This is a genomic window from Fructilactobacillus sp. X2R1C1 (assembly GCF_059901435.1).
Genome location: NZ_JBWXUV010000001.1, coordinates 162,044 through 177,392 on the forward strand (window position 1 = coordinate 162,044; position 15,349 = coordinate 177,392).

The following is a 15,349-nucleotide window of genomic DNA, read 5'->3' on the forward strand; positions in this document are numbered from 1 at the left end:
TAATTATTTTTCACAAATTACCTACAAGCAACACTAAAAGTTACAAATATTATATTATGTAACATATATTTTAAAACCATCTAAATTGTGATGATGTACTCAAATTATTGCCACTCTACGAATTGTTCCGTCTATTATTTTAATTTTTAATAAATTGTTCATAAAATACTTCGTGAATTTTGTTCAAACCACGTTATTCTTGTGAAGTATTAATTAATTACTTGATTGGCAATGGACCTTAACGGCCGTGATTGTAATTATTATTATTTCACAAAGCGTGTTTTTAAATGGAGTGGGAGGAGTTTTTATGTTAAGTAATCCAAAGAAACATTTCAAAATGTATAAAGCTGGAAAGCGGTGGATGGTCGCTGGGCTGGTGACCTTTGCTACCGTGTCTGGTTTAGCCGTCGGAGTAAGTGCTGATACCACCGCTCAACCGGCTACAAATAATGTGAAAACCGATGCACAAGCAGCAGGTAGCGCAGTTCCTGTAAATGCTACTAAAGCTGACCCAACGACAACTAATAATCAAACTCAGGTTGATAAAGCACCGACTGCTAACGAGCAGCAGCCAGATGACCAATCAAGTCAACCTGCAGCAACTAATGCGCAAGCTGAATCACAAACGACTCAAAAGAACACCGTTACTCCATCAGCACAAAACCAAAACGGTAACGATCAACCAGCAGTTGCGCAATCAAATGATGGTCAATCAACTGCCAATCCTGCTAAACAGGACCAATCACAGACTAATAATCAAACGACTGATGCTTCAAATGCTCAGCCCGACAAATCACAAGTAACCGATCAAAAAGCTACCAATCAAAACGCTGATAACCAGGGTGTGAAGCAGCAAACTAACCCGGTCAAAGCCGACCAACCACAGGTGGACCAAAACAAAGCGGCTGTTGTTCCAACGAATCCAGAACCAAAACCAGTCGAAAAGATTGATGATCAAGCTAATTCAGTTGCTAACAACGTTCAAAATAACCAAGCTGTTCAATTTAATGCTCAACCCGTCAAAAACGTTCAACTAGCTGACCAGACGCAACAGGGGACATGGGGTTCTGCCAAGTACGTGTACGACTACAACACTGGCACTTTGTCATTCAATGATGGTGGAGACTTAGGTAATGAATTTTCCTATGATAATTGGTTGAGTAATAACTACTATAACGTTCAACACGTTGTCTTTAATTCCAAGGTAATTGTTGATGATACCAACGGTCTCTTTGCCAGATGGAGTAGTGTTCAAGATTATAAAAATCTCTTTAATCTTGATATGTCGAATTGTACGAATATGAGTAACATGTTTTTGGACAATCACTCTTTGAAATCAATTGATTTAACTGGACTAGATACCAGTAAGGTAACCAACATTGGAGCACTTCTCTTTACTGATGCACATACAGACAATCTATATGGTAGTCAACTTCAGTACGTCAATCTTGGTGGTATTGATACTTCACACGTTACGAATTTTATGAACATGTTTAATAATGACCAATCATTAATTGAGATTGTTGGTCTAGACAAGTTAAATACCAGTAGTGCTCAAAATATGCAGAGTATGTTCCAATCAAATTATCGACTAGAAAATTTGGATGTAAGTAATTTTAATACGCAAAATGTTACTAACATGTCCTATATGTTCTGCGGAACCGGTGTTTTAACTGACGGCTTCAACATTAAAGGTCTTTCAAACTTAAATACTAGTAAAGCAACTGACATGAGTTACATGTTTAACGGTGATCAAAGCATCACGGACCTAAGTGGAATTACCAACTGGGATACCAGTAACGTGAAAAACATGGACTTTATGTTTCAGTATGATGATGCTCTAACCCAATTAGACCTTCACAATTGGGACACTAGTAACGTGACATCGATGAGTAACATGTTTGCCAACTGCTCTAACCTTAAAAGTTTGGACCTTTCTAACTTTGATACCCAGACCACTAACACGACTGACATGCTGGCAAACGATAAAAGTTTAAGTGAGCTCAAGTTGGGCGATGAAACTGGTTTGTTGGATTCCCATTTGCCAGCTGTTCCTAGTCAATACGCTGGTTGGGTTCAAGTCGACGCCAATGGCCACGTAATTCCCGGTCAGAACGCCTTGTCATCAGATGAATTAACCAACGGTGAAGCTCATCCCGGGACATGGATTTGGGGTAATTCAGTTAAAGATGAATCTTCAATTCATGCTCAAGGAACTACGATTTACGCTGGTGACGCTGTTCCAACTGATGCTGCGGCTTATAACGCTGGTGCTACCAATGAAGACGGCACTAAGGCAACGATTACTAAAATCGATACTTCCAAAGTTAATAATCAAGTTCCTGGGAAATACCCAGTAACCATCACGGCCTCCAATGGTCAAAGCATGACGGTTACGGTCACCGTTTTAGCAAATCAAGCTAACATCACCGCTCACGGCATTTCCATTTATGCTGGCGATAACGTTCCAACCGATGCAGCAGCTTACGGTGCTAGTGCCACAAACGAAGATGGCACAAAGGCAACGATTACCAAAATTGACACATCTAAAGTTAATAACCAAGTACCCGGCCAGTATCAAGTATCCATTACCGCATCAAACGGTAAGACGTTCTTTGTGCCAGTAACGGTTTTAGCCAACCAAGCCAACATTACAGCTCACGGAATCACCATTTATGCTGGCGACAACGTACCAACTGACGCCGCAGCGTATGGAGCTACTGCCACAAACGAAGACGGCACAAAGGCAACGATTACCAAGATTGACACATCTAAAGTCAATAATCAGGTACCCGGACAGTATCAAGTCGCAATTTCTGCCTCAAATGGCAAGACCTTCTATGTCCCAGTAACGGTTCTAGCAAATCAGGCTAACATCGCTGCTCATGGTATTTCAATCTATGCTGGTGACAGTGTACCAACTGACGCCGCTGCTTACGGTGCAACCGCCACTAATGAAGATGGCACAAAAGCAACAATTACCAAGATTGATACATCCAAGGTTAATAATCAGGTACCTGGTCAATATCAGGTTGCGATTTCTGCTTCTAATGGCAAAACCTTCTTCGTACCCGTAACAGTTTTAGCTAACCAAACCAACATTACCGCTCACGGCATTTCAATCTATACCGGCGACGACGTTCCAACCGACGCCGCAGCTTATGGCGCTAGTGCCACAAACGAAGATGGAACACCCGCAACGATTACCAAGATTGACACATCTAAAGTTAATAATCAGGTACCCGGTCAGTACCAAGTTGCGATTTCTGCCTCTAATGGCAAAACCTTCTTCGTACCCGTAACGGTTTTAGCCAACCAAGCTAACATTACGGCCCATGGAATCACAATTTACGCCGGTGACAGTGTACCAACTGACGCCGCAGCTTACGGTGCTACCGCCACAAACGAAGACGGCACAAAGGCAACAATTACTAAGATTGATACTTCCAAGGTTAATAACCAAGTACCAGGTCAGTACCAAGTTGCCATCTCTGCCTCAAACGGCAAGACATTCTACGTACCCGTAACAGTTTTGGCTAAGAACGCTACCAACCCTGACCAACCCGGAAACAATGGTGGCGAGAACCAACCATCTAATCCAGCTAATCCTGATAATAATGGTGGAAACAACAGTGGAAATGGTGAAAACCCAAGTACACCAGACAACCAAGGTGGAAATGAGAACGGTGGTAGTCAAGTTACTCCAAATCAACCGTCAGATAACGGTGGATCATCAGTAACACCAGACAATCATGGTGACAACGTCTCAAAGCCTTCGGATCAAACTCCAACAATGCCTAGTAACGAAGGTCAGCAACCGACTGCTTCTAACCAATCAAATCAACCAATGAATAACGCTAATGAACCTAATAACAGTGGCAAGCAAGCCATCACTCCTGCTTTACAAAGCCATCAAAATCAACCTTCAAGCACTAATGCTGGACACCAAATGACTTTGAAACCACAAAGTGAGCAAGCTCCTCACGAAACTAATCAATCCAACCAAAAGAGCGTTAAGAAAAACAAGCACGTTTTACCACAAACTGGGCAAAAGACTTCTACTTTCTTAGGGCTCGTTGGACTGGGCTTCATTGGTTCTGCTTTAGCTTTGGCTCTTCGCGATTTAAAACATCGGGTTAAATAGAAATTTTTTATTAATGAACGAAAAAGATTTTTGACGAAGGGAGTACGCATCTAGAATTAATGCATAAATATAAAAAAATCGCTCTAAAGGTGCAAAAGCGTGTCAACGAACTCAGGTATTTTTCCGATGCGAGATTGAAACAACAGACGAAGTACCTAAGGGCCCAATTAAAAAATGGCGCTAAGCTCGATAGTCTGATTGTGGAAGCCTACGCAACCGTGTGTGAAGCGGACCGCCGCGTCTTAGGATTGGCGCCATATTATACGCAAATTTTAGGTGCCGTCGTTTTAAACTTTGGTAACATTGCCGAAATGAAAACTGGTGAAGGGAAAACGTTAACCGCGACAATGCCCATGTATTTGCATGGATTAGAGGGCAAAGGAGTCTTTTTAATCACAGCGAATTCGTACTTAGCCAGACGTGACGCGAAAGAAATCGGTCAAGTCTACCGTTGGCTGGGTTTGACGATTGCTAGTGGAGTGCCAGAAGAAGATGGTGACGATGCCAGTCGGAATTTAAAAAAGATCTACAGTTCAGACATCGTCTACACCACCCACAGTAGTCTGGGATTTGATTACTTGTTTGATAATTTAGCGATTAAGCCCGAAAACCAGCACATTAAGCACCTGGAATTTGCCTTAATTGATGAGATTGATTCCATTTTATTGGACCAGGCCCAAACGCCTTTGATTGTCTCTGGGGCACCCAACGTGCAATCAAACTTGTATCAGCTGTGTGAAAACATGATTCAGCAGCTCGAAGAAGACGTTGACTTTCAAAAATCCGAGGATGGTAAAAAGGTCTGGCTCACTGAAACGGGGATCGATAACTTAGAGGAGTACGCCGGAGTTTCCGATTTACTCACACCCAAAGCCCATGAATTATACCAGCACCTGAATTTGGCGCTGAAGGCGAAATGCCTGTTTGTCAAAAATCGTAACTATGTAGTGGAAAACAACGAGATTGTCCTACTTGATAAGATGAACGGACGGAAGTTGTACGGCACCAAACTACAATCCGGCCTTCACCAGGCGCTAGAAGCAAAGGAACACGTCAAAATCAGTGATGATAGTCGTGCCTTGGCTAGTATTACCTACCAGAATCTCTTTCGATTGTTTACTCGACTTTCCGGGATGACCGGAACGGCCAAGACCGACGCTGACGAATTTCGTGAAACTTATCGGTTAAATACGTTTGTCATTCCGACTAATGAGAGAATCATGCGAAAGGACCACCCGGATCAGATTTATGCGACCAACGAGGATAAGATCACGGCTTCACTAAAAGAGGTCCAGAAGATGCGTTCGTTGCATCGACCCATCCTGATTGAGACGGGGTCGGTCTCAATGTCAAAGTTATATTCACACATCTTGTTGTCACTAGGAATTCCGCACAACGTGTTAAACGCTAATAGTGCTCCAAAAGAGAGTCGGATCATTGCCGATGCCGGGAAGACGGACTCGATTACCGTAGCGACTTCAATGGCAGGCCGGGGTACTGACATTAAGCTCTCGGATCAGGCCATTAAAAACGGTGGCTTATTTGTGCTCGGCACTGAACGAATGTCTTCTTTACGAATTGACAATCAGTTGCGTGGTCGTGCCGGTCGGCAGGGTGAACCTGGTGATACGAAGTTTTACGTCTCACTAGAGGATAAGATTGTGACCGAAAATGCTCCCAAGTGGGTCAAAAAGTACCGGGAAAAATTAGTAAAACATCACGTTACGAGCGCTTTAAAGAAGCCCCGGATTAAGAACATTATTAATCAATCGCAGGGAACCCAGAAGAATAGTGAAATTTCCGACCGCCAAAACATTTTGAAATTTGACGAAGTGGTCAAGGCCCAGCGCAATTGTCTCTATAAGACCCGGAACGCAGCCATGCGAACGAATGATTTGGATCCTTATATTGATACTGCGATTAATTCGTGCATCGATCATTATTTGCCGCAGTGGAAAAACTACTTTGATATCACCAACTTCATTTATAACAATATCGATTATTCGTTTTTACCGAATAAAAACGAATTAAAGAATCAATGGCGCAACAAAAAACGTTTAAAAGCCCAGTTGTTAAAGATGATTGATGACAAAAAACGGCAGGTTTATCAGCAATTTAAAAATGATGATCAATTATTAGAGTACAAACGACTAGTGTTATTAAAATCAATCGATACGATGTGGATCGACCAGGTTGATGCATTGGAACAGTTGAAGTTAGCGGTTAGCAGCCGGAACTGGGGTCAACATAATCCCATTTACGAATATCAAACCGAAGCGCGCCGGGCTTTTCACAATATGCGCGAACGAATCTATCTATTAGTACTCAGAAACATATTATTATCGGAAATTGTGCAAAAAGACGACGGAACCATTGATTTGATTTTTGTATAAGTTTAAAAGGAGATTTTTTAGTGAGGCAATTGTTAAAACGGGGATCATTTACAATCTTTTTGTTGGCTTTGTTTGAACTAGGTGGATTAATCCTAATTCCAGGGTTTCAATTAAAAAATTATGCTAGCACGTTAGATCAAAATGCCTATATCAATTTAATTTCTAGTAACTTTGGTAGTCAAATTACCGTTCCCAGTTTGTTTGCATTGGGATTAGGGCCGTACATGACGGCGCTAATCGTGTGGCAGGTGGTTACCACCGTTGATGACAAGACCACGAGTCGAATGTCACAAAAGACAACGGGGTACTGGCAAAAGGGAATCACCTTTGTGCTAGCGGCACTTCAGTCGTTAGCGATGGCCAAGTTATTTCTACGTTATCACCCAGAGACTCTGGGATTTAACGATGAAGCCTTCTTCTGGTTTATTTTCACCGTCCTACTCGCCGGATCAATGCTGATTGTCTGGCTAGCTGACGTCAATAAAGATCTTGGAATTGGTGGCGTCAGTATCTTTATCATTCCGGGACTGGTCAAAAATCTCCCCACGGTTTTAGATTCGGGGTTAAAAAAGCCGCTGAACTTTTCCGTTCTGGGATGGATCGTCATCGCCATCATTGTTATCGTATTTGTTTACGTCACCGTCTTTGTCAATGAGGCTGAATACCGCATCCCCGTTGAACGGATTGGAGTGAACAGTTTTCTGACCGATTCGTATATCCCAATTAAGGTCTTAGTCTCGGGCGCCATGCCATTCATGTTTGCCCTATCGTTATTTTCGATTCCGCTGTTAGTGGTGTCGAATTTAAAGGTCAACGCTCAAATTAGTAAAATAATTTCACTTTTATTTTCCTATCACACCTGGCAGGGGATCGTTTCTTACGGACTCATCATCGTGGTCTTAAGTTATCTATTTGCGTTTGTGAACTTTCAACCCAACATCATTGCCAAATCATTAAAAGAGAGTGGCGACTATATTTTTAACTTAGCTCCCGGTAAAGAGACGGAACGGTATTTGACCGGACAGGTTAACATTATGTCTTTTTTAGGAACCATTTATGTGCTGTTGATCGCCCTAGTGCCACTCGTAATCGGTTTATACTTTCCGATTGTGACTAATTTCTCGTTTTTATTTGGGTCGCTGTTTATTTTAATTACCATTTTAGACAGCATTTCCCAAGAAGTTCGGGCACTAATCTATAAGTATCGTTATCGCATTTTTTAATTATGAGGAGGCTATATGGTTTATTTTATACCTAATTGGCATCCCTACACGCTGCAACTGGGCTACAACACGATTATTAGTCAACTGGCCATTTTTCAGGATAATGACGAAGACTGTACGTTAGTTACCAACAGTTTTTTGCCCATGTTGACGTACCAATTAAACGAGTATGGGTTGCTGAACACTCCGTATTGGCAGGCGTTGGATGAAATTCAGGATGTGCACATCAAGATTGGCAAGCCGCTCGCGATTGAAGACATTCCGCTGCCAAGTGATTTAGAACGGGTCTATTCACCACGCGGAATTCAGTTTTTAAGAGACGATCAATTGTATGCCAAGGCGAACTATTTTGCTGAGAAAGTCTTAAGTACCATTGAACACTATCAGGACGGTCAGTTAACTGCGGTGGACTATTTTGATTCTCGTGGTTTTCTATCTCGAAGAGGGATATACGGTCAGGGAGTTCTAAAACAAACCCAATTGTACAATCCGCTTTCGGAGGTGGTCTTAACCATTGCTCACAATCATGATGATCACGTCAAGATTGAAGAGCCCTTTCAAAAGCACTTCGCGCATTCCCATTATCCCAATTTAACGGATTTAATTAGTGAAGTTTCTAAAAACTATTTTAATCAGGTCAAAACCGATGAGGGGATTCAAATCATTGACAATCCAAATAAGGATAGTCTGACGCTGACTCACCAGTTACAAAGTGAGTATCAAGTTGGTAGTTTTTTAACCGATCGAACTTTGATTAATCAAGTAACTCTAGCCCAGTTAGCTGGCCAGAACAGTGCCATCTTGGTACCTAATCAACTAATTGCCGATAAAATCAAGCGCACTTGGCAGGATCAGGAGCATCCTTTAAATGTAAGGGTCGTTTCCCCATACGCTGCTCACCTCAACTTGGGGATTAGTAACAGCATGGCGCAACAAATTATTTTTTGGAAAATTAGTGAGATGCCCGAAAGGACCGTAAGACGTTTAGCAAATAAGCTGTTGCGCGTGGTTAGTGAAGGTAAGGACAAGGCCATTGTTTTTGACGTGAATGACGAACACATGCGTGAAACCCTCGAACAGGAAATAACGACGGAAATTGAAACGTATTTTGGGGTTTCCTTAAAATCAGCCGAGTTTTTGTGGGTCAGAAAGTACCTGAAGCTAAAAAAAGAGCATGAATTAACGCCCAAGTTACGAAAAAAGGCGAAGGCAAAGGAGCAACAGGCTAATTGGGACAAATTAGTTGGCGCTAGTGAGACTTTAGACCGAATTCAAGTTTACTCTAATCACGATCCAGCCTTCTATCAGCAAAATATTCACAAGGCCCGTATTCTGGTTGATTTGGATCGGTTACCAAGTCCCTATCTGCAGATTAATGCGATTAGCGCCGGCATTCCCCAGATCAATGTGGTTCAAACTGGTTATGTAACTGATAACGAAAATGGAATCATCATCAAAGATGATTTGCACCTCGTAAAGGCGGTTAATTACTTTTTGGATAATTTGGACCGTTGGAACCAGTCATTGGTTGCCAATATCAGCAAAATCGAAAGGTTTTCTAGCGAAGAGATTGTCGCCAGAATTGATGCCATTTTTAAAGAAATGAGGTGAAGTTCATGGCTAAAAAAGGACTCATCCAACTAGGTGGTCAAAAGCTAAATTTAAATAAAACGTTAGATGACAACTTTAAGTATCAGTATTTTTCATTGGACGATCCCAAGGATGTCTTTTATATGCAACAAACCATCCTGGATGATGAAAAGCTGAATCCCAAGTACAGCAATACGCTTTTTATCCTAGGCAAACAGTCGATGGTTTATATCATGCCGAAGCTAATTGAGGTGCTTCCCGCTAATAACATTATTTACCAGCAGGGCGAAAATTTTTCGGATGAAATTGAGAAGACCCTCAACTATAAAAATGCGCAAAATGTCAATTTAACTGATTCTGATGAAGTAACTAAATTAATTGAACAAGTTTATTTTGCTGGTCAGTTTGGAAGTCGATTGAATAAGGACAAGGTTGAGATTATGTCCGAATTACTGCCTCACACTACCCAAACCGGTTCGGGTCAGGTCAGTTTTGACCACTTGACGTTGTCGCATCAGGTTCAAGCCATTAATTTTCAAATGACCCTCGAACAAGATACCGACACCTTAATGGAGTTTTGGCCCGAATATAAACTACAAGGGTCAGGGAAGGTGACGTTTAAATTATATTTTTTAGACGCCCAAACCGACAACGTTATTAAACAGTGCACGATTGCTGGATCCGACCTAGACCAACCCTTTACCTATCAGACGCCTAAACAACGTTCTAATTTGTATGTTTCGGTGTTTTTAAAGGGGCAGATTGAGTCGTTTACGCTAAGAAGAATTCACGTCAGAAGACGCCGGCGAAATCTGGGAACTTACATGGTGGGCTCAAAAACGTTGACTGACCAGCAGAATTATAAGGGCGAGATTGCCGCCTATTTTAATCCCGGTGATTTAAAACCACCCCTAAACGTCTACTTCAGTGGATACCGAACCGCTGAGGGATTTGAAGGGGGCCGAATGATGAGCAACATTAGTTCCTCGCCTTATTTGTTGATTGCCGACGAAAGAATGGAAGGCGGTTCCTTCTACATTGGCAGTAAAGAATTGGAACAACAATTAATTATAACAATTAAAAAGTGCCTGGAAAAGTTGCATTTTTCTAGTGATGACCTGGTTTTATCGGGAATCTCAATGGGGACGACGGCAGCTTTATACTACGCAACTGACCTAAAGCCCGCCGCCGTGATTGTCGGAAAACCCCTCGTAAATTTGGGAACCATCGCTAAAAACTCCTGCTTGCACCGGCCGTTTGATTTTTTGACCTCGCTCGATTTGTTGCTAACGCACGAGGGCAAGACCGATGAAACGGCCCAAAAGCATTTTAATCAATACTTTTGGAATCATTTTAAGACCGGTGACTTTTTCAAAACCATTTTTGCCATCGCCTATATGAAACAGGATGATTACGACAAAGAGGCTTACGGTGAGCTGTTTAATTATTTTAAGCAACAGGAGCAAGCCGTAAAGGTGATCAGTAAGGGGTTAATCGGGCGCCATAATGATGACACCAATGGGATCGTGAATTGGTTTGTCAGACAATACCATAATCTGATGCAGGAAAAGTTTGATAGGAGTTAAGAAATTGGAAGCAATGACCGTTTTAACGTGGGGAAAGTACCTTAATTCAATGGAGCGATATGGAGCTCAAGTCACATACTCACCAACTGAAGTAACTTATTCATCTCCATTATTGTCTCCCGGCACTAGCATTTATACCTGGAACTCACAACTGAATTTTCAGAACGTGCGAATGCAGGGCGAGTTGCCAATCTTACTTGGCAATCACAAATATCACATCTTTAGTGATTATACGGCGAAACCAGTTGACTCCGTTTACTTTAAGGTCACGATCTACGATCAATCCCATGATTTTATGAAGGAAATTATCATCAATGGACATGAGGGCGACTTTGAATATCCAGAGCACGCTTCCGAGTACGAAATCTCGTTGGTGGTGAAAGCAAACCAGTCAATCACGTTTAGATATCTTATATTAGGCGAAGCCGATAATTTTAAGGATCTGAATTTTAAGGTCAGCCCCAATTTGAAGTTAACCAAGTTTATATATCCGAACGCTAAAAAGCTGGATATCTACCTCGGACGCCGTGATTCCGGGAGTTGGACGGTTCCCGTTCGAACAGATCGGGCGCAAATCTTTTGTCGGCTTTCTACTGATGAAATTAATGATCAGGATAAGGCTGATGCCGCGATGAAGAAGTTGTTTGAGGCCATTAATCAAGATCAGCAGCTGAAAAAGATGGCAACTGAGGTCAGACCGTATGGCTATCCTCTTTCTAAAATTAACCAAGTAAAGGAATGAAATGATGAAGGAACAAGTGAAAAAGAAACAACCAATGAATTTTTTTATTAATCGTGCCATGGGAATTGGTAATTCTGGAGTGGAACATGCGCAGTTTTATCGAGCGCGTCGTTTTGATGAAATGGAACTGCCATATCGGTATATTTTTGTGCAATTAATTAATAATTTACACGAGGCCATGGATACCTGGAATCTAAGAAATGACCAAGTTATCAATATGTACGAATATTTTGTGCTAGGAAATGATTATTTACGGCATGGGGTCAAAAAGTTCTATCCATATCAACACGAAACGGTGATTGATGGTACCAACACCACCCGCATGCTGAAAATCCAGACGACTTCGGGGATGAAGATTATTGAAACCATGGTGAAGTTTCCTAATAAAAAACATGACTTGTTAATTATGAGTCTGTCTAAGATTGAAATTTACTCCAGTAAGACGGGCGAGAAAAAGGTCACGTTTGACTTTTATGATAACGGTCATAAAGAGACTCTGATCAAAAATATTCACCTCTTCAATCAGGATGGCAAGCAGTTCTATTTTGCAAATGAAGTTCAATTGCAGCGCTACTTTTTTGAACAAGTGGATCGGGCCTACAACCACTCTAACAATTGGTTTTTGGATCGTGGCGAAGAGAGTGAAGCGGCCTTACTCTATCCCAAGATGCCCCAAAGTAAAGTGGTGGAAGTGGTCCATGCGGATCATTTGTCCGATCGCAACGATCCCCGTTACCCACTGTGGAATAACTACTACGAATATTCGTTAACGCACCTTGATAATATCGACAGCATTATCAGTGCCACCAAAATGCAAACTGATGATCTAGTGAAGGATTTTCCGAATCAAAAAGAGAAATTTACTACCATCCCAGTTGGTGGCGTGGATGACAAAGGGACTGGCAAAACCAGACCAAAACAGCGAGCTAAAAAATTGCATTCACTCAAATTAATTACTGCTTCGCGATTAGCTGGGGAAAAGCACATTGATATGTTAGTACTTGCAGTTGCTAAGGTACATAAACAAGGGACTGCAGTTTCTTTAGATATCTACGGTGCCGGTGGTGAGAAGGGTTTGATTGAGAAAACCATCAAAAAAGAAAAAGCGGAAGACTACATTAAATTAAAGGGGCTATCCCATCATTTAGATGATATTTATCCCAAATATGATGCCTTTGTCTCAGCATCATTTTCAGAAGGATTTGGGTTAACCACGGTGGAAGCGTTAAGTGCCGGATTACCAGTAATTGCCTACAAAGCACGTTTTGGCGCGATGGAAATGATAAAAGATGGGGTCAATGGATTTTTACAAGATTTCAAACGGGGCGATAAAAACGTGGATTTTGATGTGAATAGTTTGGCGAAGGGGATTAACCGGTTATTAAAGTCCGATTATGGAAAAGTCCAAAGGGCCACCGTCAGTTCGATGGCTCCCTTTCAAAATCATGTCATTGCGAATAAATGGAAGGAGTTTGTTGATGCATTACGAACTAACCAATAAAATAAACGACCAAAATCCAGTTTGGCAACACCAACGAGACCGAATTCAAAAGAGGAAGGGCCAGGTGATTACGCTAGCGCCAGCCTCTAATTTTCGTGATTCCCTACTAACAAATCAGATCAGTGGTTTTAACGTTGTCGATTATATTACTGGTCGAACCTTAGATATGGATCCCAAAGCGTTTTTGTTTTTTAACCGGGTGCCCACGGTTGACGGGGCCGAAATCTATATGAACGCTGATTTCACGATTAATATCATCGTAAATGGTAATCCAATTGGACACGTCATTTTGTGGCCGAATACTCGCCGCCACGTTAAAGAGGTTGATTATGTTTTTCCAAATGACGAATTAGACTACATCGAAGAATTCGCTAGTGACGGCAAGAAGTTCAGCAACATCATCTACACCAAAGGACAGCCCCAACGGATCGATTTTTATAATGATGCCGGCGTCCCAGCGTTGTGTTTCTATTTTTACAAAAAGCAGCTAAATTGGGTAACCGTTGAAGATTTTGGTTCGTTAAAGACCCAAAAACAGTTTAGGAATTTGGATGAATTTTATGCCGATACGGTTGGAAAATACTTAACGCCGCAGGATTCGGTTGGCATTAGTTACATGGGAGTTGAGTTGTGGGCGTTATCGCAATCGAAATCGCATAATACCCTCTATTTGGACGAATCGCCCCTTAATGATGACGGCAACATTAAGCAAAATTTGTTGGATATTTTGACGGATGAAATTTCCTATATCCAAGACGTGCATATGAGTAAGAAATTCTTAGAGGAATTAAGGGAAAAGGGTGTTCCGACGAAAAAAGTAGTAGTGGATTAGTTTTTAAAGCAGGTGATAAAATGCCAAAAATTAAATTGAAAGAGTTACAGCAGGATATTAGGTTACGTTTTGATGAAGAGAAAAAATACGTTGTTGATGCTTCGGATACTAAAAGTACCGGGAAGGTAATTATGATTATTGTTTCAGTGATTATGGTATTCGTGGTGATCCTTAGTCTGGTCTATAGTTTTATAGCTTTAGCGGGGTAATAAAAATGAATCTTCCTTCATTAGGAGTCGCATATTATGTCGATCTGCATTGTCGAAATAAAGAAATTCCACAAAATAGTGTCGCTGCCGTTAGTATGGACCGGGGAAAAATTGCTGAATTGATTCAGCAACATAAAGTGAAAATAAGTTCATTTTTAGATCGAGTGGGTTTAAGTACTTCACGTTACTATCGTTGGATTAATTATGAGATTGATATCCCATTTGAATATATTTTTGGAATTAAAAAATTATTGGGGATTTCTGACGAAGAATTTCTGGCATTATTAACTCCATCAACGGATGAATTAATCGATACACTGGCCCTCGCTTCTTTTTATGATACTTATGACTACAGTCCTAGTAAACTTCAAGTGATTTTAAATAATCTCGATAAGTACCGGTTACAGCTAGCATCGCCCTTTTTTAAGGTCTATACGTACACTAAGATCATTAGTCAAATTGCGGAGCGACAAAAGCCGGATGTGTCCACGTTCTTTAAAAGTAACGAGAAGTACTTTAAAGATTGTGATGACCTAACTGATTTTGATATTTATTTAAACGTTTTGGACCTGAATTTGAAGCGCTCACTATTTCCAAAGAAAAAAATTGATAGTGACTTTCTGGTATTACAGAAGGTCTTAAGCGGATTAAAGAGCACTGATTTAGACCGAATATACGTTTACTGGGGCTTTGCGATTGATTTTGTGATTAACTTTTGCCTTAACCGACAATCAGATCAAGCAATTAAATTTTTAAAGCAGGTTTATCAAGCAATTAATACAAGTGGATCTGGATCCATGGATGGTCATCTGTATAACTGTTATGAGCAAACTTATAGTTTAATAACCAATCAGGTTACTTGTCCAGAATTTTCACAAGAAATTTTACAAAGTAAGTCCGTTTTTAATTATGAAAATGACTATTGGAAAGGAATCCAAAAGTTCATTAAAAGTGAATATTAAGTGAGACGAAAACGACTGGATTGACGGTAAATTCAGCTGTTTTTGTTTATTTAGATAAAATTTAGTTATTTAGTGAAAAAATCGTCCCATTATTGGGAATATGGGCTAAATAATTTCATTTGGATATATAGTAAGACCATCTCAATTTAGATTATTCACAAATTTAA

At 40.9% G+C, this 15,349-nt stretch carries 10 protein-coding genes; all 10 read left to right on the forward strand.

Annotated features, from left to right (window positions below):
* Positions 1–307 precede the first annotated feature (307 nt).
* Genes AC6UDG_RS00765 through AC6UDG_RS00810 form a run of 10 tightly spaced genes read left to right on the forward strand, consistent with a single transcriptional unit; the run spans position 308 to position 15,182 of the window.
* Positions 308–4,144 carry a BspA family leucine-rich repeat surface protein gene (locus AC6UDG_RS00765; protein ID WP_500706116.1) on the forward strand — a complete coding sequence of 1,279 codons (3,837 nt, stop codon included), beginning with the start codon at positions 308–310 and terminating at the stop codon, positions 4,142–4,144.
* A 59-nt stretch (positions 4,145–4,203) separates the two neighbouring features.
* On the forward strand, positions 4,204–6,537 hold the full coding sequence (gene secA2 / locus AC6UDG_RS00770) for an accessory Sec system translocase SecA2 (protein WP_500706117.1): 2,334 nt from the start codon (positions 4,204–4,206) through the stop codon (positions 6,535–6,537).
* Positions 6,538–6,557: 20 nt separating this feature from the next.
* Entirely contained in the window at positions 6,558–7,760 is a 1,203-nt protein-coding gene (locus AC6UDG_RS00775) for an accessory Sec system protein translocase subunit SecY2 (protein ID WP_500706118.1), read from the forward strand.
* A gap of 15 nt (positions 7,761–7,775) precedes the next feature.
* Positions 7,776–9,371, forward strand: coding sequence for an accessory Sec system protein Asp1 (gene asp1 / locus AC6UDG_RS00780; protein ID WP_500706119.1), 1,596 nt, complete (start codon positions 7,776–7,778; stop codon positions 9,369–9,371).
* A gap of 5 nt (positions 9,372–9,376) precedes the next feature.
* Positions 9,377–10,936 carry an accessory Sec system protein Asp2 gene (gene asp2 / locus AC6UDG_RS00785; RefSeq protein WP_500706120.1) on the forward strand — a complete coding sequence of 520 codons (1,560 nt, stop codon included), beginning with the start codon at positions 9,377–9,379 and terminating at the stop codon, positions 10,934–10,936.
* A 13-nt stretch (positions 10,937–10,949) separates the two neighbouring features.
* The gene (asp3, locus tag AC6UDG_RS00790; RefSeq protein ID WP_500706341.1) at positions 10,950–11,678 is read left to right on the forward strand and encodes an accessory Sec system protein Asp3; all 729 of its coding nucleotides are present in this window, start codon (positions 10,950–10,952) and stop codon (positions 11,676–11,678) included.
* Positions 11,679–11,712: 34 nt separating this feature from the next.
* Positions 11,713–13,179: a glycosyltransferase gene (locus tag AC6UDG_RS00795; RefSeq protein ID WP_500706342.1), complete on the forward strand. Its 1,467-nt coding sequence runs from the start codon at positions 11,713–11,715 to the stop codon at positions 13,177–13,179.
* Positions 13,157–14,011, forward strand: coding sequence for a hypothetical protein (locus AC6UDG_RS00800; RefSeq protein ID WP_500706121.1), 855 nt, complete (start codon positions 13,157–13,159; stop codon positions 14,009–14,011). Before AC6UDG_RS00795 ends, AC6UDG_RS00800 begins: the two co-directional genes overlap by 23 nt.
* Before the next feature lie 20 nt (positions 14,012–14,031).
* On the forward strand, positions 14,032–14,220 hold the full coding sequence (locus AC6UDG_RS00805) for a hypothetical protein (RefSeq protein ID WP_500694576.1): 189 nt from the start codon (positions 14,032–14,034) through the stop codon (positions 14,218–14,220).
* A 5-nt stretch (positions 14,221–14,225) separates the two neighbouring features.
* Positions 14,226–15,182 carry a helix-turn-helix domain-containing protein gene (locus AC6UDG_RS00810; RefSeq protein WP_500706122.1) on the forward strand — a complete coding sequence of 319 codons (957 nt, stop codon included), beginning with the start codon at positions 14,226–14,228 and terminating at the stop codon, positions 15,180–15,182.
* Positions 15,183–15,349: the final 167 nt, after the last annotated feature.